Here is a 17,281-nt window from a genome sequence, read left to right on the forward strand (position 1 = left end):
CGCCAAAACTCGTTAGAGTTGAGCGGAACACACTCAACCTTGACGGCGTTGAAGAACGCGACAAGCATTTTCCCTACCTATGCGAACGGAGGCGTCGTGGACTCTTTCAACCCGACAACCAAGACGCAAGCGGCGCTGACCTCGGCGCTCCAGGCGGCCTCGGCCGCCGGTAACCCCGAGATCCGCCCGGCGCACCTGCTGATGGCCCTGCTGACGCAGGCCGACGGGATCGCGGGCCCGCTGCTGGAGGCTGTCGGCGTCCAGCCCGCGACCATTCGCGCCGAGGCGGAGCGCCTCGTCGAACGCCTGCCCCAGGCCAGCGGCGCCAGCTCGCAACCGCAGCTGTCGCGCGAGTCGCTGGCCGCCATCACCACCGCCCAGCAACTGGCCACCGAGATGGACGACGAGTACGTCTCGACCGAACACGTGATGGTCGGGCTGGCCACCGGCGACTCCGACGTCGCCAAGCTGCTGACCGGCCACGGCGCCTCGCCGCAGGCCCTGCGTGACGCGTTCGTCAAGGTGCGCGGCAGCGCCCGGGTCACCAGCCCCGAGCCGGAGGCCACCTACCAGGCGCTGGAGAAGTACTCCACCGACCTGACCGCCCGCGCCCGCGAAGGCAAGCTCGACCCGGTCATCGGGCGCGACAACGAGATCCGCCGCGTCGTGCAGGTTTTGAGCCGCCGCACCAAGAACAACCCGGTACTGATCGGTGAGCCCGGCGTCGGCAAGACCGCGATCGTCGAGGGCCTCGCCCAGCGCATCGTCGCCGGCGACGTGCCCGAGAGCCTCCGCGACAAGACCGTCATCAGCCTGGACATGGGCTCGATGGTCGCCGGCGCGAAGTACCGCGGCGAGTTCGAGGAGCGGCTCAAGGCCGTCCTCGACGACATCAAGAACTCCGCCGGCCAGATCATCACCTTCATCGACGAGCTGCACACGATCGTCGGCGCCGGCGCGACCGGCGAGGGCGCGATGGACGCCGGCAACATGATCAAGCCGATGCTGGCCCGCGGCGAGCTGCGGTTGGTCGGCGCCACCACGCTCGACGAGTACCGCAAGTACATCGAGAAGGACGCCGCGCTGGAGCGCCGGTTCCAGCAGGTGCTGGTCGGCGAGCCGTCGGTGGAGGACACCGTCGGCATCCTGCGCGGCCTGAAGGACCGCTACGAGGTGCACCACGGTGTGCGCATCACCGACTCGGCCCTGGTGGCCGCGGCGACGCTGTCCGACCGCTACATCACCGCCCGCTTCCTGCCGGACAAGGCCATCGACCTGGTCGACGAGGCCGCCAGCCGGCTGAAGATGGAGATCGACTCCCGGCCCGTCGAGATCGACGAGGTCGAGCGCCTGGTGCGCCGCCTCGAGATCGAGGAGATGGCGCTGGCCAAGGAGGAGGACGAGGCCTCCAAGGAACGGCTGGAGAAGCTGCGCTCCGAGCTGGCCGACCAGAAGGAGAAGCTGGCCGAGCTGACCACCCGCTGGCAGAACGAGAAGAGCGCGATCGACGTGGTCCGCGAGCTCAAGGAGCAGCTGGAGGCGTTGCGCGGGGAGTCCGAGCGCGCCGAGCGCGACGGCGACCTGGCCAAGGCCGCCGAGCTGCGCTACGGGCGCATCCCCGAGGTCGAGAAGAAGCTCGACGCCGCCCTGCCGCACGCCGAGGCCCGCGAGAACGTGATGCTCAAGGAGGAGGTCGGACCCGACGACATCGCCGACGTGGTGTCGGCGTGGACCGGCATCCCCGCCGGCCGAATGCTCGAGGGCGAGACCGCCAAGCTGCTGCGCATGGAGGACGAGCTCGGCAAGCGCGTCATCGGCCAGAAGAAGGCGGTGACCGCGGTCTCCGACGCGGTGCGTCGCAGCCGGGCCGGCGTCGCCGACCCCAACCGGCCGACCGGGTCGTTCATGTTCCTCGGGCCGACCGGTGTCGGTAAGACCGAGCTGGCCAAGGCGCTGGCGGAGTTCCTGTTCGACGACGAGCGCGCGATGGTCCGCATCGACATGAGCGAGTACGGCGAGAAGCACTCCGTCGCCCGGCTCGTCGGCGCCCCGCCCGGCTACATCGGCTACGACCAGGGCGGCCAGCTGACCGAGGCGGTGCGGCGGCGGCCGTACACGGTGATCCTGTTCGACGAGATCGAAAAGGCGCACCCGGACGTGTTCGACGTGCTGCTGCAGGTTCTCGACGAGGGGCGTTTGACGGACGGTCAGGGCCGCACGGTCGACTTCCGCAACACCATCCTGATCCTCACGTCCAACCTTGGGTCGGGCGGCAGCGAGGAGCAGGTGATGGCCGCGGTGCGCTCGGCGTTCAAGCCGGAGTTCATCAACCGGCTCGACGACGTCATCATCTTCCACGGCCTCGAGCCCGGCGAGCTGGTGTCGATCGTCGACATCCAGCTGGCCCAGCTGCAGAAGCGGCTGGCGCAGCGCCGCCTCACGCTGGAGGTGTCGCTGCCGGCCAAGCAGTGGCTGGCGCAGCGCGGGTTCGACCCGGTCTACGGCGCGCGGCCGTTGCGCCGGCTGGTGCAGCAGGCCATCGGTGACCAGCTGGCCAAGCAGCTGCTGGCCGGCGACGTGCACGACGGGGACACCGTTCCGGTCAACGTCAGCCCGGACGGCGACTCGCTGATCCTGGGCTGAGCCCGGGCTGCGGGGCCCGAGTGTGAATTCCTGGGCTTTGAGGGTGCGCCCAGGGCGGGAAATTCGCGAAAGCGCCGCCCTGGGCTCACGCTCGAAGCCGTCAGCGCAAACGGCTGGCGAACGAGGGCGTTAGTTCCGTCTCGTAATTGGGTTGTGACCAGCCGGACTTCTTTATTCCGGAGCAATTACGGATACCCTGTGTGGGATGGTCCCCCTTTGGTTCACGCTGTCCGCGCTGTGTTTCGTCGGCGCGGGCGTGTTGCTGTACGTCGACCTCGATCGGCGCCGCGGCCGCAGCAGGCGCCGCAAGTCATGGGCGCGGTCGCACGGCTTCGACTACGAGCGTGAATCCGCCGACATCCTCAAGCGCTGGAAGCGCGGGGTGATCTCGACGGTGGGCGACATCGCCGCCGAGAACGTCGTGCTGGGCCAGATCCGCGGCGAGGCGGTCTACATCTTCGACCTCGAGGAGGTCGCCACCGTCATCGCGCTGCACCGCAAGGTGGGCACCAACGTCGTGGTGGACCTGCGGCTCAAGGGGCTCAAAGAGCCACGGGAGAGCGACATCTGGCTGCTGGGCGCGATCGGCCCGCGGATGGTGTACTCGACCAACCTGGACGCGGCCCGGCGGGCCTGCGACCGCCGCATGGTCACCTTCGCGCACACCGCACCGGACTGCGCCGAGATCATGTGGAACGAGCAGAACTGGACGCTGGTCGCCATGCCCATCACCAGCACCCGCACCGAGTGGGACGAGGGGCTGCGCACCGTGCGGCAGTTCAACGACCTGCTGCGGGTGCTGCCGCCGCTGCCGGAGGAGACCCAGCAGGAGGCGGGCGCGCCCGCCGGGCTGCGCAGCGCGTCGCCCAGCCGGCCGCTGGCGCCCGCCGGCCGCGCGTAGCTGCCGCCCCGGCGTGCGCAGCAGGACGTCGGTGGGCTGCTGGGCTCGGACGTTCAGGCGCCTCGCCGGCCGGCCGAGCCGATCCGCCGGGAGCAGCGCGGCCCGGACGCCGTTCGCCGCCCGCCGCCGGCCGGCCGCAACGGCCACCAGGCCACCAACTATCAGCACTGACGGCCCGCCGGGCGCGGGCAGGGCGGCGCGGCCGCCGTCATTAGGATGTCGCTCATGCCTCGTCCCGTAGCCCTGATCACCGGGCCGACGTCCGGGATCGGCGCGGGCTACGCGCGCCGTTTCGCCCGCGACGGCTACGACCTGGTCCTGGTCGCCCGCGACGTCGACCGACTGACGCAACTGGCAGGTGAACTCGAAGGCCGGGGTGGCGCCGTCGAGGTGCTGCCCGCCGACCTGGCCGATCCCGCCGGCCGCGACAAAGTCTGCGAACGCCTGGCGCGGGGAGTCCGCGTGCTGGTGAACAACGCCGGGTTCGGCACCTCCGGCGACTTCTGGGCGACCGACCCCGCGGTGCTGCAGTCACAGCTCGACGTCAACGTCACGGCGGTGATGCACCTGACCCGGGCGGCCCTGCCGGCCATGCTCGACACCGGTGCCGGCACCGTCGTCAACATCGCCAGCGTCGCGGGCCTGGTGCCGGGGCGCGGCTCGACCTATTCGGCGTCCAAGGCGTGGGTGATCTCCTTCAGCGAGGGCCTGTCCGTCGGCCTGCAGGGCACCGGCGTGGGCGTACACGCCGTGTGTCCGGGCTACGTGCACACCGAATTTCACGCCCGGGCCGGGATCGACATGGCGAAGTCGCCCTCGTTCATGTGGCTCGAGGTGGACGACGTGGTCGACCAGAGCCTGGCCGACATCGCCCGCGGCAAGGTGATCAGCATCCCGGGCCTGCAGTACAAGGCGATCATCGCCGCCGAACGGATGATTCCGCGGACCCTGATGCGGGCCGTGACCAAGCGGATCGGCGGTGGCCGTGGCCGGACCTGAATCCCCGCGCGGCGACGATGCCGGCCGCGCAGCGGCGGGAGGAGAAGCCGCGCACACCGACTCCCGCGAGGAGCTGGCCGAGCTGGTGCGCCGGCTGTCGGTGGTGCACGGCCGGGTGACGCTGTCGTCGGGCAAGGAGGCCGACTACTACGTCGACCTGCGCCGCGCGACCCTGCACCACCGGGCCTCGGCCCTGATCGGTGCGCTGATGCGCGACCTCACCAGCGACTGGGACTACGACGTGGTCGGCGGCCTGACCCTGGGCGCCGACCCGGTGGCCACCGCCGTCATGCATGCGCCGGGACGCCCGATCGACGCGTTCGTGGTCCGTAAGTCCGCGAAAACCCATGGGCTGCAACGCCTTATCGAGGGATCCGAGGTCGCCGGCAAGCGCGTGCTGGTGGTCGAGGACACCAGCACCACCGGCGCGTCGGCACTGACGGCGGTGCGCGCGGTCCAGGAGGCCGGCGGGCAGGTGGTCGGCGTGGCCACCGTCGTGGACCGTTCCACCGGCGCCGCCGAGGCCATCGAGGCCGAGGGCCTGCCGTACCGCAGCGTGCTGGGCCTCGCCGATCTGGGGCTGGGCTAATTGCCCTGCCGTACACGCCTTCTCGCGGTAGCGGCCTGCGTGCTGGCCTGTCTGACGGGCTGCTCGGGTTCCAGTCATCCGGTGCGCCCCTACGGCGCCCAGGGGGCGCGGCTCGGGGAATCGCTGTCGCTGCTGGGCTGGAACATGGCGGTGTCGAACCTGCGCTGGGACGACGACTACGTGCTCGTCGACGTCGACGCCTCCGCGGTGGACCCACGCGCGCCGCACGCCAAGCCCGAGGACATCCGGTTCGGGCTCTACGGCGCGCTGTCGCACCCGATGGAGTCCAACGGGCTGGGCAGTTGCGGCCGCCCGACGGGCAAGGCCCCCGACGTCCACTCGCCGTTCGCGGCTTCCGGCGACCGGCTCGCCGGGACGGTTTGCCTTGGGCCGCTGAAGGATCGCAGCCAGGTCCGCGGCGTGTACGTCTATTCGCCGCGTGACCGGATCCCCAACAGCTCGGCGGCCTACCCGGCCGCGTTCCCGGTGGGGTTGATGCCCACCAACGCCAACGACACCGGCCTGTCGGTGAAGACGGTCAGCCTGTCGGCTTGGCGCGCCGACGGTGCCCCGATGACCAAGGCGCAGCTCGGCGACCCCGCGGCGTTCAACGGCAACGGCTACATGCTGCTGGGCCTGGAGGCCGACGGCCTCGCGGCCCGGTATCGCGACGAATCGGCCCACCGCGGCGGCCCGCTGATGCTGCTCGCGTCCCCGACGCTGCCCGGCGCCGGCCTGAACCCGGCCTGCTCGGCGTACGGGTCGTCGGTGCTGGTCCTGCCCGACGCCTCGCTGGACGCGGTGCATGTCAGCGCCTCGCTGTGCACCCAGGGCGAGATCAACGAGGCGCTGCTCTACGCGACCGTCGCGGTCGATGGCACCCACGCCGGGGTGTGGACGCCGCGGTGAGCGAACCGGGGCCTGGGCCGACCGAATGGGCCGCACCCGCCGCCGGGGTGGGGCCGTGGCCGGGCGAGCCGCCCGACGACGCGCGCTATGACCCGGTCCTGTTGCGCGAGGGCGACACCCGCAACGTCGTCGACGCCTACCGGTATTGGACGCGCGAGGCCATCATCGCCGACATCGATCGGCGCCGGCACCCGCTGCACGTCGCGATCGAGAACTTCGGGCACGACGCCAACATCGGCTCGGTGGTGCGCACCGCCAACGCCTTCGCGGTGCACACCGTGCACATCGTCGGCCGGCGGCGCTGGAATCGCCGCGGCGCCATGGTGACCGACCGCTATCAGCGGCTGTGCCACCACGACAGCACCGCCGACCTGATGGGCTTCGCGGCCGGTGCCGGGCTGACGGTGGTCGCGGTGGACAACGTCCCGGGGGCGGCGCGGCTCGAGGAGACGGCGCTGCCGCGGGAGTGCCTGCTGGTGTTCGGGCAGGAGGGTCCTGGCATCACCGACGACATCCGGGTGGGCGCGGCGACGACGGTGTCGATTGCCCAGTTCGGCTCCACCCGCAGCATCAACGCCGCGGTGGCCGCCGGGGTCGCGATGCACGCCTGGATTCGGCAGCACGCCGACCTGTCGCAGGCGTGGTAGCCGCATCCCTTCTCGCCGAATTCCTTCTCGAATGTGCGCTCAGGGCGGGGATTCTCGGCGTGTCGCCGCCCTGGGCGCACACTCGAAGCCAAGGATTCACACGCGAAAAGCGTTGGCCACTCGTACCGGAATTTGATATCGCCCGCGATATCAAATCCGCGGAGCACTCCCTACCCTGGAAACTGGTGCCCATGTGGCCGGTGAGGTCTTAACCGTTCGGTCCGGCAGCGTTCGACGGGGCGAATGGACCCGAAGTCGAGCCGGGTCGTCGCCTTCACTCTACGTTGAGAGAGTGCGTGACGTGCTTGCCGAGCTGATGTCGATCTGGCGCGCCGGCGACACCGCGGGGCTGGGCACGGTGGTGCGCACCTTCCGGTCCGCGCCGCGGCCGCCGGGGGCCGCGATGGTGGTCGCGCCGGACGGCTCGGTGACCGGGTCGGTGTCGGGTGGTTGCGTGGAGGGCGCGGTGTACGACCTCGCGACCGAGGCGACGAAAAGCGGTGCCCCCCGGCTGGAACGCTACGGCGTCAGCGACGACGACGCGTTCGCCGTCGGCCTGACATGCGGCGGCGTCATCGATGTCTTCGTCGAGCCGGTCTCGCGCGCCTCGTTTCCCGAGCTCGGCGCGGTGGCCGACGACATCGCCGAGGGCCGCGCGGTGGCGACCGCGACCGTCATCGCCCACCCGGATACGGCGTGGATCGGCCGGCGGATCGTGATCCGGCCCGACGGGATGGCGGGATCGCTGGGCTCGGCGCGCGCCGACGCCGCGGTCGCCGACGATGCGCGCGGCCTGCTCGCGCTGGGCCGCAGCGAGGTCCTCGAGTACGGGCCCGACGGGCAGCGGCTCGGCGACGGCATGGAGGTGTTCGTTGCCAGCTACGCCCCGCCCTCGCGGATGCTGGTGTTCGGGGCGATCGACTTCGCGGCCGCGCTGGCGCGGCAGGGATCGTTCCTCGGCTACCGGGTCACCGTGTGCGACGCCCGCCCGGTGTTCGCCACGCGGGCGCGCTTCCCGACGGCCGACGACGTCGTCGTCGACTGGCCCCACCGCTACCTTGCCGCCCAGGCCGAGGCGGGCGCCATCGACCGCCACACGGTGATCTGCGTGCTGACCCACGACCCGAAGTTCGACGTGCCGGTGCTCGAGCTCGCGCTGCGGCTGCCGCAGGTCGGCTACGTCGGGGCGATGGGGTCGCGCCGCACGCACGACGACCGCGTGGCCCGGCTCAGGGCCGCGGGGCTGACCGACGCCGAGCTGGGCCGGCTGTCCAGCCCCATCGGGTTGGACCTCGGCGCGCGCACCCCCGAGGAGACCGCGGTCTCGATCGCCGCCGACATCATCGCCAAGCGCTGGGGCGGCGGGGGCCGCCCGTTGGCCCAGATCGTCGGGCGCATCCACCACGACGCGGGGGACCGCACTCTACTTCCGTAGTGCCGCCGTAGGCTGGTGCGCGACACCGTCGTCGCCGCACCCGAGAGGAACCCGGCATGAAGATCGCCAACCAGTTCACCGTCAGCGCCCCCATCGATCAGGCCTGGGACGTGCTGAGCGACCTGGAGCAGGTGATCCCGCTGATGCCGGGCGCCCAGCTGACCGGCCACGAGGGCGAGGACTACTCCGGAAAGGTGAAGGTCAAGGTCGGGCCGGTCACCAGCGAGTTCAGCGGCAAGGTCCGTTTCGTCCAGCACGACCGGGGCCAATACCGGGCGGTCATCGATGCCAAGGGCAAGGAGACGCGCGGGACGGGCAACGCGGCCGCAACGGTCACCGCCCGGCTGCAGCCCGACGGCGACCGGACCCGCGTCACCGTGGACACCGACCTGAAGATCGTCGGCAAGCTCGCGCAGTTCGGCAGCGGCATGCTGCAGCAGGTCTCGGAGAAGCTGCTGGGCCAGTTCGTGGAGTCGCTCGAAGCCAAGCTCACCGCCGAATCGATGGCGGCGCCGGCCACACCGGAGGGCCCCGCGCAGGTGGGGCGCGCCGCAGAGCCGCGCCACGCCGCCCCGGCCGTCGAGCCCCAACCCATCGACCTGCTGCAGCTCGCGGGCGGTGACCAGCTCAGGAAGTATGCCCCGTTGGTGCTGGCCGTGCTGGTCGGGCTGGTGCTCGGTTGGGTCCTCGGCCGCAGGGGTTAGCGCCCGAGGCCACCCGTCGGCCGGGCCGCGCCGATCGCTGCTCGCGTGGTGTCCTTGAGCGCCACGCCCGAGCGGCCGAGCGCACGCGCCCCGGCCACCAGCGCGGCGGTGACCGCGGCCGCCGCCCGGTATTCGAGGCCGTCGGGCGGGTGGATGTTGGAGACGCAGTTGCGGTCGGCGTCGGTGAGCCCCGGCGCCGGTCGATGCGTCAGGTAGATGCCCAGGCTGTCGGCGACCGACAGTCCCGGGCGTTCGCCGATGAGCACGAGAACCGTTGTGACGCCAAGCGCCTGGCCGATGTGATCGCCCAGCGCGACGCGCGCCTGGGTGGCGACGACCGGCGGCGCGATCCGGTAGCGGCCGTCGAATTCGCGGACCAGCGCCGCGAGCGTGCCCGCGGCGTGGTCGGTCAGCGCCCGCGGCGAGAGCCCGTCGGCGAGGACGATCCCGATGTCCGCCCGGGTGTTCGGCAGGCCCGACAGGTCGGCCGGGCTGCGTCCCAGGTCGGGCCGGCGCAGGTACTCGGCGCGCGAGGCCGCCCGGCTGCACACGCGCAGCGGCTCGTCGACACCGATGTCGCGCAGCTTCCCGATGAGCGCGTCGACGTCGAGTGGCTCGTGGACGGCGTCGCGCGCCGCGGCGTGCGCGGCCTGGAATTCCAGGACGCGCCGGGTCGGCAGCGAGGTTCCCGCCCGCCCGAGCCCGATGCGCGCCCGCGTGGTCGCCCGTAGCGGTTCCCAGACGTCGTCCATCAGCCCGCCGCCAGCGCGCGCAGCGGCGACGTCGCGGGGTCGACGGGAAGGATCCGCCCGGCGGCGTCGAGCATGCCCAGGCCGGCCAGCCACCCCTCGAATTCCGGTGCGGGCCGCAGGCCCAATGCCTTTCGGACGTACAGCGCGTCGTGAAACGACAGGCTCTGGTAGCCGAGCATGATGTCGTCGGCGCCGGGGACCGTGATGACGAACGCCGTGCCGGCCACGCCCAGCAGGGTGAGCAGCGTGTCCATGTCGTCCTGGTCGGCCTCGGCGTGGTTGGTGTAGCAGACGTCGACGCCCATCGGCAGGCCGAGCAGCTTCCCGCAGAAGTTGTCCTCGAGCCCGGCGCGGATGATCTGCTTGCCGTCGTAGAGGTACTCCGGCCCGATGAAGCCGACGACGGTGTCGATCAACAGCGGCTGCAGCGCCCGGGCCACCGCGTAGGCGCGTGCCTCCAGCGTCTGCTGGTCGACGGGCTTGTTCCCCACCCCCAGGTGGGCCCCCGCCGACAGGGCCGCGCCCTGACCGGTCTCCAGGTACATGACGTTGTCGCCGACCGTGCCGCGGCGCAACGACCGCGCGGCCTCGTTGGCCTCGGTCAGCATCGCGATGGACGTCCCGAACGACGAATTGGCGCCCTCGGTGCCCCCGATCGACTGGAACACCAGGTCGACCGGCGCGCCCCGATCGATCAGCTCCATCGTGGTGGTGACGTGGCACAGCACGCACGACTGGACGGGGATCGCGAAGCGCTGGCGAATGTCGTCGAGCAGGTGCAGCAGGTCCGACGCCGCCTGCGGCGAGTCGGTCGCCGGATTGACGCCGATCACCGCGTCGCCACAGCCCAGCAACAGGCCGTCGAGCACCGCCGCCGCGATCCCGCGCGGGTCGTCGGTGGGGTGGTTGGGTTGCAGGCGGGTCGCCAGCGTGCCCGGCAAGCCGATCGTGGTCCGGAAGGCCGCGGTGGCCGTGGCCGCGGCGGCCACCAGGATCAAGTCCTGGTTGCGCATGATCTTCGACACCGCCGCAACCATTTCCGGCGTCAGCCCGGGGGAGACGGCGGCGATCCGCGCCGCGGCGTCGTCGCGGCAGGCCGTGTCCAGCAGCCAGTCGCGGAAGCCGCCCACGGTCAGGCCCGCGATCGGGGCGAACGCCTCGCGATCGTGACCGTCGATGATGAGCCGGGTGACCTCGTCGGTCTCGTACGGCACGACGGCCTCGGTGAGGAACGTCGCCAGCGGCAGGTCGGCCAGCACCCAGGCGGCGGCGGCCCGTTCGGCGTCGGAGCCGGCGGCGCAACCCGCGAGCTGGTCGCCGGAGCGCACCGGCGTCGCCTTCGCCATCACGTCGACCAGGCCGGAGAAGGTGTGCGTGGTCCCCGCAATGGTTTGCCGGTAGCGCATATTTCAGTATGAGGCAGGATCGGGGACTATGGATCAGCTATGGGCCAACCGGGCGGCCAGCTCCGAAGCCGCTGTCGCGCAACGACACCTGAAACGGCTGTGGGGGCTGCCCGGGACCCAGCTCGGCGTGGTGGGGTGGCCGTCGACTCGCCGGGACCGGATGTTCGGGACCTGGCACTACTGGTGGCAGGCGCACCTGCTGGATTGCCTTGTCGACGCGCAGCTGCGTGACCCGCAACCGCAACGGCACACCAGCATCAACCGGCAGGTCCGCTCGCACCGGCTGCGCAACAACGTCCGCTGGACCAACAACTACTACGACGACATGGCCTGGCTGGCGCTGGCGCTGGAACGCGCCGCCCGCATCGCCGGCGTCGAGCGCCACCGCGCCCTGCCCAAGCTGGCCGAGCAGTTCCTGGACGCGTGGGTGCCCGAGGACGGCGGCGGCATCCCGTGGCGCAAGGGGGAGCAGTTCTTCAACGCCCCGGCCAACGGCCCGGCGGGGATCTTCCTGGCCCGCTACGGCGGCCGGATGCGGCGCGCCCAGCAGATGGCCGACTGGATCGACGAGACCCTGATCGACCCGGAGACCCACCTGGTGTTCGACGGCATCAAGGCCGGCTCCCTGGTCCGCGCCCAGTACACCTATTGCCAGGGCGTGGTGCTCGGCCTGGAAACGGAGCTCGCGGCACGCACCCACGACGACCGGCACGCACCCCGGGTGCACCGGCTGGTCGCGGCCGTCGCCGAGCACATGGCGCCCGCGGGCGTGCTGGCCGGCGCCGGCGGCGGGGACGGCGGCCTGTTCTCCGGCATCACCGCGCGCTACCTCGCGCTGGTCGCCACCACCCTGCCGGGCGACTCGGCCGAGGACGCCGCAGCCCGCGACACCGCGCGCCGGATCGTGCTGGCCAGCGCCAAGTCGGCGTGGGACTACCGGCAAACCGTGGACGGGCTGCCGCTGTTCGGCCCGTTCTGGGACCGCGACGCGCAGCTACCCACACCGGCCGGCGAGGAGGCCCGGTCCGTCGACGGTGCGGTGAACAGTTCCGAGGTCGCCGAACGGGACCTGTCGGTGCAGCTGTCGGGGTGGATGCTGATGGAGGCCGCCTGTAACGTCACCGCCGTGACCGCAGGGAGCGCGACATGACGGAGCCGGGCGGCTGGATTCCCGACGAGACCGCGCTGGCCCGGGCAAACGTCACCCACTTCATGGCGTGGCTCGCCGACACCGGTCGCGGCCACTACGGCGACTACCACGCGCTGTGGCGCAAGTCCGTCGAGGACATCGAGTGGTTCTGGGACGCCGTGTGGCACTACTTCGACGTCCAGGCCGCCAGCCCACCCCGCGCGGTGCTGGGCAACCGCGCGATGCCCGGCGCCGAGTGGTTCCCCGGCGCCACGCTCAACTACGCCACCGAGATCTTCCGGCACGCGACCGACGAGCGGCCCGCCATGATCGTCGTCGGCGAGGACGGCGCGTGCGAGTGGTCCTGGGCGCGGCTGCGCCGCGAGACCGGCGCCTTCGCGGCCTACCTGCGTGGCCTCGGGGTGCGGCCCGGGGACGCCGTCGTCGGGTACCTGCCCAACGTCGCCGAGGCCGTCGTCGCCGCCCTGGCCGCCGCCAGCGTCGGCGCCATCTGGGCGGTGTGCAACCAGGACGTGGCCGTCGACGGCGTGATCGCGCGGCTGGGCCAGGTCGAGCCGGCCGTGTTGGTGGCCACCGATGGCTCGGTGTACGACGGCAAGCGCATCGACCGGCGCGCGGAGCTGGACACGATCCGGCGCGCGATGCCCAGCCTGCGGGCCACCGTGGTGGTGCCGCGGCTCGGGCTCGAGACCGACGGCGAGACCGTGCCGTGGGCGGCGGCGACACGGTCGGACGCCGAGCTGGAGATCACCCCCGTCCCGTTCGCGCACCCGTTGTGGGTGATGTTCTCCTCCGGCACCACCGGCAAGCCCAAGGGCATCGTGCACGGGCACGGCGGCACCGTGCTCGAGCACCTGAAATACCTGAACCTGCAACTGGAGCTGTACGCCGGCGAGCGCTTCCTGTGGTACTCGTCAACCAGCTGGATGATGTGGAACCTGCTACTGTCCGGGCTGCTGGCCGACACCACGATCGTGCTGTACGACGGCAGCCCAACGCATTTGGGCACCGACGGGCTGTGGCGGGTCGCCGCCGAGTCCGGCGTGAACGTGCTCGGCGCCGGCGCGGGCTACCTGCTGGCCTGCGCCAAGAAGGAGCTCAAGCCCGGGGCGACGTACCCGCTGGACGGGCTGCGCGCCGTGGGTTCCACCGGTTCACCGCTGCCCGCGTCCGGATTCCGTTGGGTCCAAGAGGGGCTCGGCCGGCCGGTCCCGGTGATGTCGATGAGCGGCGGCACCGACGTCTGCACCGCCTTCATCGGTGGCTGCGCGATCCTGCCGGTGGTGGCCGGCGAGCTGTCGTGCATCTGCCTGGGCGCGGCCATCGAATCCTGGACGGGCCCAAACCATCCCGTGATCGGGGAAGAGGGCGAGCTGGTGATCACCGAGCCGATGCCCTCGATGCCGGTTTTCTTCTGGAACGACGACGACGGCAGCCGGTACCGGGCCGCCTACTTCGAGAAGTATCCGGGGGTGTGGTGTCACGGCGACTGGATCACCATCACCGACCGGGGATCCGTTGTGGTGCACGGCCGTTCGGACGCCACCCTGAACCGGATGGGTGTGCGGATGGGCAGCGCGGAGATCTACACCGCGGTGGAGGGGATGCCCGAGGTGGGCGACTGCCTGGTGGTCGGGGTCGAGCAGGACGACGGCGGGTACTGGATGCCGCTGTTCGTCGCCCTGACCGACGACGCCCAGCTCGACGAGGAGCTGAAGTCCAGGATCGTGGCGGCCATTCGGCGGCATGCGTCCCCGCGCCACGTTCCCGACGACATCCTGGCCGTTCCGGGCATCCCGCGGACGCTGACCGGCAAACGGCTGGAAATCCCGATCAAGCGGATCCTGCTGGGCGCGGCGCCGGCCGAGGCCGTGCAGCAGAGTTCGATCGACCGGCCGGAACTGCTAGACGCTTTCGTTGCGTACCGCAGAAGTCGGGTGTCCTGAGCCGGGCTCCTGCGTGCCCCGCCGCCGGCCCCGGTAGCTGCGCCAGGCCGCGATGAACACCGGCGTCAGGGAGACGACCAGGATCACCAGCAGGATCTTCTGCAGGTTGTGGTGCACGAACGGCACATTGCCCAGGAAGTAACCCGCCAGCGTCACCCCGCCGCCCCACAGGGCGCCGCCGACGATGTCGAAGCCCAGAAACACCGGGTAGCGCATGTAGGACACCCCGGCGACCGGCGGGACGAACGTCCGCACGAACGGCGCGAAGCGCGCCAGGATGATCGCCCACGGCCCGTATTTCTCGAAGAATGCGTGCGACTCGGTCACGTAGTGCTTCTTGAAGAACCGCGAGTCTTCCTTCTTGAACAGCGCCGGCCCGATCCGGCGGCCGATGAAGTACCCGGTCTGATCACCCAGGATCGCCACCGTGGCCACGGCGGGGGCGAGCACCCAGATGCTGGCCGGCGGGTTCGGACCTGCGGCCAGCAGACCGCCGGTGAACAACAGCGATTCGCCGGGCAGCAGCGGAAACAGCAGGCCGGTCTCGATGAAGACGATGATCAGGATGCCGGGCAGCACCGCGGACCCGAAGACGCCGTCGGCGCCCAACCAGTACATCGGGTCGAAGATGTGGGGCAGGGCCGTCACCGTGGTGCTCACGATGCTTCAACATACCGGTGTTGCGATACTGGATGGGCCTACTGGCCAGGAGGAGCCCATGCCCATCGCCACGCCCGAGGTCTACGCCGAGATGCTGGGCCGCGCCAAGGAAAACTCGTACGCCTTCCCCGCCATCAACTGCACCTCCTCGGAGACGGTGAACGCGGCGATCAAGGGCTTCGCCGACGCCGGCAGCGACGGCATCATCCAGTTCTCCACCGGCGGCGCGGAGTTCGCCTCCGGGCTGGGGGTCAAGGACATGGTGACCGGCGCGGTGGCGCTGGCCGAGTTCACCCGCGTGGTCGCGGCCAAGTACCCGGTCCACGTCGCGTTGCACACCGACCACTGCCCCAAGGACAAGCTGGACAGCTATGTGCGCCCGCTGCTGGCCATTTCGGCCCGGCGGGTGGCGGCGGGTCAGGACCCGCTGTTCGGATCGCACATGTGGGACGGCTCGGCTGTGCCGATCGACGAGAACCTGACCATCGCGCAGGCTCTGCTCAAGGAGGCGGCGGCCGCCAAGATCATCCTGGAGATCGAGATCGGCGTCGTGGGCGGTGAGGAGGACGGCGTCGCCCACGAGATCAACGACAAGCTGTACACCACGCCGGAGGACTTCGAGAAGACCATCGACGCGCTGGGTCACGGTGAGCACGGCAAGTACCTGCTGGCCGCGACCTTCGGCAACGTGCACGGCGTCTACAAGCCCGGCAACGTCAAGCTGCGCCCGGACATCCTGGCCCAGGGGCAGCAGGTGGCCGCGGCCAAGCTCGGCCTGCCCGAGGGGGCGCAGCCGTTCGACTTCGTCTTCCACGGCGGGTCCGGCTCGCTCAAGTCGGAGATCGAGGAGTCCCTGCGCTACGGCGTGGTGAAGATGAACGTCGACACCGACACCCAGTACGCGTTCACCCGCCCGATCGCCGGCCACATGTTCAGCAACTACGACGGCGTGCTCAAGGTCGACGGCGAGGTGGGCGCCAAGAAGGTCTACGACCCGCGCAGCTACCTCAAGAAGGGCGAGGCGTCGATGTCCCAGCGGGTGGTGGAGGCCTGCGAGGATCTGCACTGCGCCGGAAAGTCCCTGGGCAGCTAGCCGCTCGAGTGTGAAGCTAGCTTCACACTCGGCGCCCAACGTGAAGCTAGCGTCACGCTCGGCGCGAGGCCAGCGGCGATCACGCTAGCCGCTGGGCGACTGGCAGATCTTCCACTGATCGTCGCGGTACTGCAGGTCCAGGCTGCGCGTCGAGCGCAGGGACGGGTCGTACGCCATGAATGTGGTGACGTTGGCCTCGGCGTGCTGGCCGTTGACCACCACCTGGTCGATGCTGGCGATCACCGGATACTGCTTGGCCGCCGAGACGCGGCGGTAGGTCTCGTCCCACTGGTGCTCGTCGTAGTCGGCATACCCGTCGCGGGTGGTGCCGCAGGTGATGGTGCGCAGCGTGGTCAGGTCGCCCTTCTGGATGGCGGTGTCGAAGCTCTGGATGGTGGTCCGAACCTGGTCCTCCTGCGACACTTTGGTGTGCTTGCCGCGGGTGAGCAGGACCGTGCCCAGGATCGCGATCGCGGCCAGCGCCAACACGATCAGCACCAGCGCCAGCACCCAGCCCCAGTTGAACTGCCGCGAGGTGCGCAGCTTCGCGCCGAGACGAGGTGGGATCGATTGCGGCACAGCGGGTTTGGGAAGCATGCCGGCCTGTGCGGGCATGCCCTCCGGCGGTGAGGCGAAGACCTCGGTGGCGGGCTCCGGCGTGGTGGCGATCACCGTGGTCTCTTTCGCGTCGAAACCCGGCGCGGTGAAGCGGCGTTCGCGCTGCGCGCCGTCCGCGTCCCCCTCGGGGTGTGTCGGATCGCCGCCCGATTCGGGTCTGATCACCACGGTCTCGGTCTCGGAGTCGCTCGGTACCAGCGGGACGCTCTCGGTCGCGTCCTCGCCTGATGGCGCGGCCCATTCGTGCCCACGCGGATTCGGCGTGCCGCCGCGGTCGGGCTCGGGTGGCTGGGGCATGAGTACGGCTGTCCTCCGCTATCGGGTGGGGTAGTTGGAGAGCTTAGCGACCATCCCCCCTGGATGGGGTGACGGTAGAGGTCCGGCGGCCCGGCGAAACGGGGCGGCTGGGAGTATAGGAGCCATGACGCCGACGCGAGACCTGCTGGGACCCGACCCGACCCTGCTGCCGGGCGATCCCGACGCCGAGGCCGAACTGCTCGCCGGCGAGAAGCCCGCGATCGTCGCCGCGGCGCACCCGTCGGCGTCGGTGGCCTGGGCGGCGCTGGCCGAGCAGGCGCTGGCCGACGACCAAGCCGTCACCGCCTACGCGTACGCCCGCACCGGCTACCACCGCGGCCTGGACCAGCTGCGGCGAAACGGCTGGAAGGGCTTCGGTCCCGTCCCGTACGCGCACCAGCCCAACCGCGGGTTCCTGCGCTGCGTGGCCGCGCTGGCCCGTGCCGCCGACACGATCGGCGAGTCCGACGAGTACCAGCGCTGCCTGGACCTGCTCGACGATTGCGACCCCGCGGCGCGCCCGGCGCTGGGC

Annotated in this window: 15 protein-coding genes and 1 pseudogene; 12 read left to right on the forward strand and 4 right to left on the reverse strand. The window is 71.0% G+C overall.

The window, feature by feature from the left end; genetic code table 11:
- Positions 1-96 precede the first annotated feature (96 nt).
- The 8 genes and pseudogenes from clpB to A5713_RS01155 all read left to right on the forward strand — a co-directional run bounded on the left by clpB (position 97) and on the right by A5713_RS01155 (position 8,827).
- Positions 97-2,643 (forward strand): ATP-dependent chaperone ClpB, encoded by a 2,547-nt coding sequence (gene clpB, locus A5713_RS01120; RefSeq protein ID WP_067920632.1) that lies wholly within the window; start codon positions 97-99, stop codon positions 2,641-2,643.
- Between the two features lie 205 nt (positions 2,644-2,848).
- Positions 2,849-3,715 (forward strand): annotated as a pseudogene (ttfA, locus tag A5713_RS01125) (trehalose monomycolate transport factor TtfA).
- A 54-nt stretch (positions 3,716-3,769) separates the two neighbouring features.
- Positions 3,770-4,543 (forward strand): SDR family oxidoreductase, encoded by a 774-nt coding sequence (locus A5713_RS01130; protein WP_067920636.1) that lies wholly within the window; start codon positions 3,770-3,772, stop codon positions 4,541-4,543.
- A 73-nt stretch (positions 4,544-4,616) separates the two neighbouring features.
- Positions 4,617-5,132, forward strand: coding sequence for an orotate phosphoribosyltransferase (gene pyrE / locus A5713_RS01135; RefSeq protein ID WP_067920663.1), 516 nt, complete (start codon positions 4,617-4,619; stop codon positions 5,130-5,132).
- A complete protein-coding gene (locus A5713_RS01140; protein WP_067920638.1) occupies positions 5,133-6,041 on the forward strand; it encodes a hypothetical protein in 909 nt (302 codons plus the stop codon).
- Positions 6,038-6,688 (forward strand): RNA methyltransferase, encoded by a 651-nt coding sequence (locus tag A5713_RS01145; protein ID WP_197509149.1) that lies wholly within the window; start codon positions 6,038-6,040, stop codon positions 6,686-6,688. Before A5713_RS01140 ends, A5713_RS01145 begins: the two co-directional genes overlap by 4 nt.
- A gap of 292 nt (positions 6,689-6,980) precedes the next feature.
- On the forward strand, positions 6,981-8,123 hold the full coding sequence (locus tag A5713_RS01150) for an XdhC family protein (protein ID WP_197516262.1): 1,143 nt from the start codon (positions 6,981-6,983) through the stop codon (positions 8,121-8,123).
- Positions 8,124-8,179: 56 nt separating this feature from the next.
- Positions 8,180-8,827: an SRPBCC family protein gene (locus A5713_RS01155; RefSeq protein ID WP_068091621.1), complete on the forward strand. Its 648-nt coding sequence runs from the start codon at positions 8,180-8,182 to the stop codon at positions 8,825-8,827.
- Here the strand turns inward: A5713_RS01155 and eutC are convergent.
- Both eutC and A5713_RS01165 read right to left on the reverse strand, forming a co-directional pair.
- Positions 8,824-9,579: an ethanolamine ammonia-lyase subunit EutC gene (gene eutC / locus A5713_RS01160; RefSeq protein ID WP_068091623.1), complete on the reverse strand. Its 756-nt coding sequence runs from the start codon at positions 9,577-9,579 to the stop codon at positions 8,824-8,826. The genes A5713_RS01155 and eutC overlap by 4 nt on opposite strands.
- Positions 9,579-10,985: an ethanolamine ammonia-lyase subunit EutB gene (locus A5713_RS01165; RefSeq protein ID WP_067920646.1), complete on the reverse strand. Its 1,407-nt coding sequence runs from the start codon at positions 10,983-10,985 to the stop codon at positions 9,579-9,581. The genes eutC and A5713_RS01165 overlap by 1 nt, the downstream gene beginning before the upstream one ends.
- A 28-nt stretch (positions 10,986-11,013) precedes the next feature.
- On the opposite strand from A5713_RS01165, the gene A5713_RS01170 reads away from it, so the two are divergent.
- Together A5713_RS01170 and A5713_RS01175 are read left to right on the forward strand one after the other, a co-directional pair.
- A complete protein-coding gene (locus tag A5713_RS01170; protein ID WP_068091625.1) occupies positions 11,014-12,135 on the forward strand; it encodes a glycoside hydrolase family 76 protein in 1,122 nt (373 codons plus the stop codon).
- Positions 12,132-14,081, forward strand: a complete 1,950-nt coding sequence (locus A5713_RS01175; protein WP_068091627.1) for an acetoacetate--CoA ligase — start codon at positions 12,132-12,134, stop codon at positions 14,079-14,081. The genes A5713_RS01170 and A5713_RS01175 overlap by 4 nt, the downstream gene beginning before the upstream one ends.
- On the opposite strand, the gene A5713_RS01180 is transcribed toward A5713_RS01175, so the two are convergent.
- A complete protein-coding gene (locus tag A5713_RS01180) occupies positions 14,040-14,741 on the reverse strand; it encodes a DedA family protein (protein ID WP_068091630.1) in 702 nt (233 codons plus the stop codon). The genes A5713_RS01175 and A5713_RS01180 overlap by 42 nt on opposite strands.
- 58 nt (positions 14,742-14,799) lie before the next feature.
- Here A5713_RS01180 and fbaA point away from each other — a divergent pair, with 58 nt between their 5' ends.
- Entirely contained in the window at positions 14,800-15,834 is a 1,035-nt protein-coding gene (fbaA, locus tag A5713_RS01185; protein WP_068091634.1) for a class II fructose-bisphosphate aldolase, read from the forward strand.
- Positions 15,835-15,918: 84 nt separating this feature from the next.
- On the opposite strand, the gene A5713_RS01190 is transcribed toward fbaA, so the two are convergent.
- Complete coding sequence (locus A5713_RS01190; RefSeq protein WP_068091637.1) at positions 15,919-16,749, reverse strand: hypothetical protein; 831 nt, start codon at positions 16,747-16,749, stop codon at positions 15,919-15,921.
- A gap of 124 nt (positions 16,750-16,873) precedes the next feature.
- Here A5713_RS01190 and A5713_RS01195 point away from each other — a divergent pair.
- Positions 16,874-17,281: DUF3151 domain-containing protein (locus A5713_RS01195; RefSeq protein WP_067920659.1), on the forward strand; the 408-nt coding region annotated here is incomplete at its 3' end.

Source organism: Mycobacterium sp. E2497 (assembly GCF_001668695.1).
Taxonomy (GTDB): Bacteria; Actinomycetota; Actinomycetes; order Mycobacteriales; family Mycobacteriaceae; genus Mycobacterium.

What these genes read in the sequence shown, in the direction of transcription:
- A5713_RS01130 (WP_067920636.1), top strand. Translation starts at nt 3,770, where the DNA reads ATGCCTCGTCCCGTAGCCCTGATCACCGGGCCGACGTCCGGGATCGGC.
- A5713_RS01155 (WP_068091621.1), top strand. Translation starts at nt 8,180, where the DNA reads ATGAAGATCGCCAACCAGTTCACCGTCAGCGCCCCCATCGATCAGGCC.
- eutC (WP_068091623.1), bottom strand. Translation starts at nt 9,579, where the DNA reads ATGGACGACGTCTGGGAACCGCTACGGGCGACCACGCGGGCGCGCATC.
- A5713_RS01165 (WP_067920646.1), bottom strand. Translation starts at nt 10,985, where the DNA reads ATGCGCTACCGGCAAACCATTGCGGGGACCACGCACACCTTCTCCGGC.
- A5713_RS01170 (WP_068091625.1), top strand. Translation starts at nt 11,014, where the DNA reads ATGGATCAGCTATGGGCCAACCGGGCGGCCAGCTCCGAAGCCGCTGTC.
- A5713_RS01175 (WP_068091627.1), top strand. Translation starts at nt 12,132, where the DNA reads ATGACGGAGCCGGGCGGCTGGATTCCCGACGAGACCGCGCTGGCCCGG.
- fbaA (WP_068091634.1), top strand. Translation starts at nt 14,800, where the DNA reads ATGCCCATCGCCACGCCCGAGGTCTACGCCGAGATGCTGGGCCGCGCC.
- A5713_RS01190 (WP_068091637.1), bottom strand. Translation starts at nt 16,749, where the DNA reads ATGCCCCAGCCACCCGAGCCCGACCGCGGCGGCACGCCGAATCCGCGT.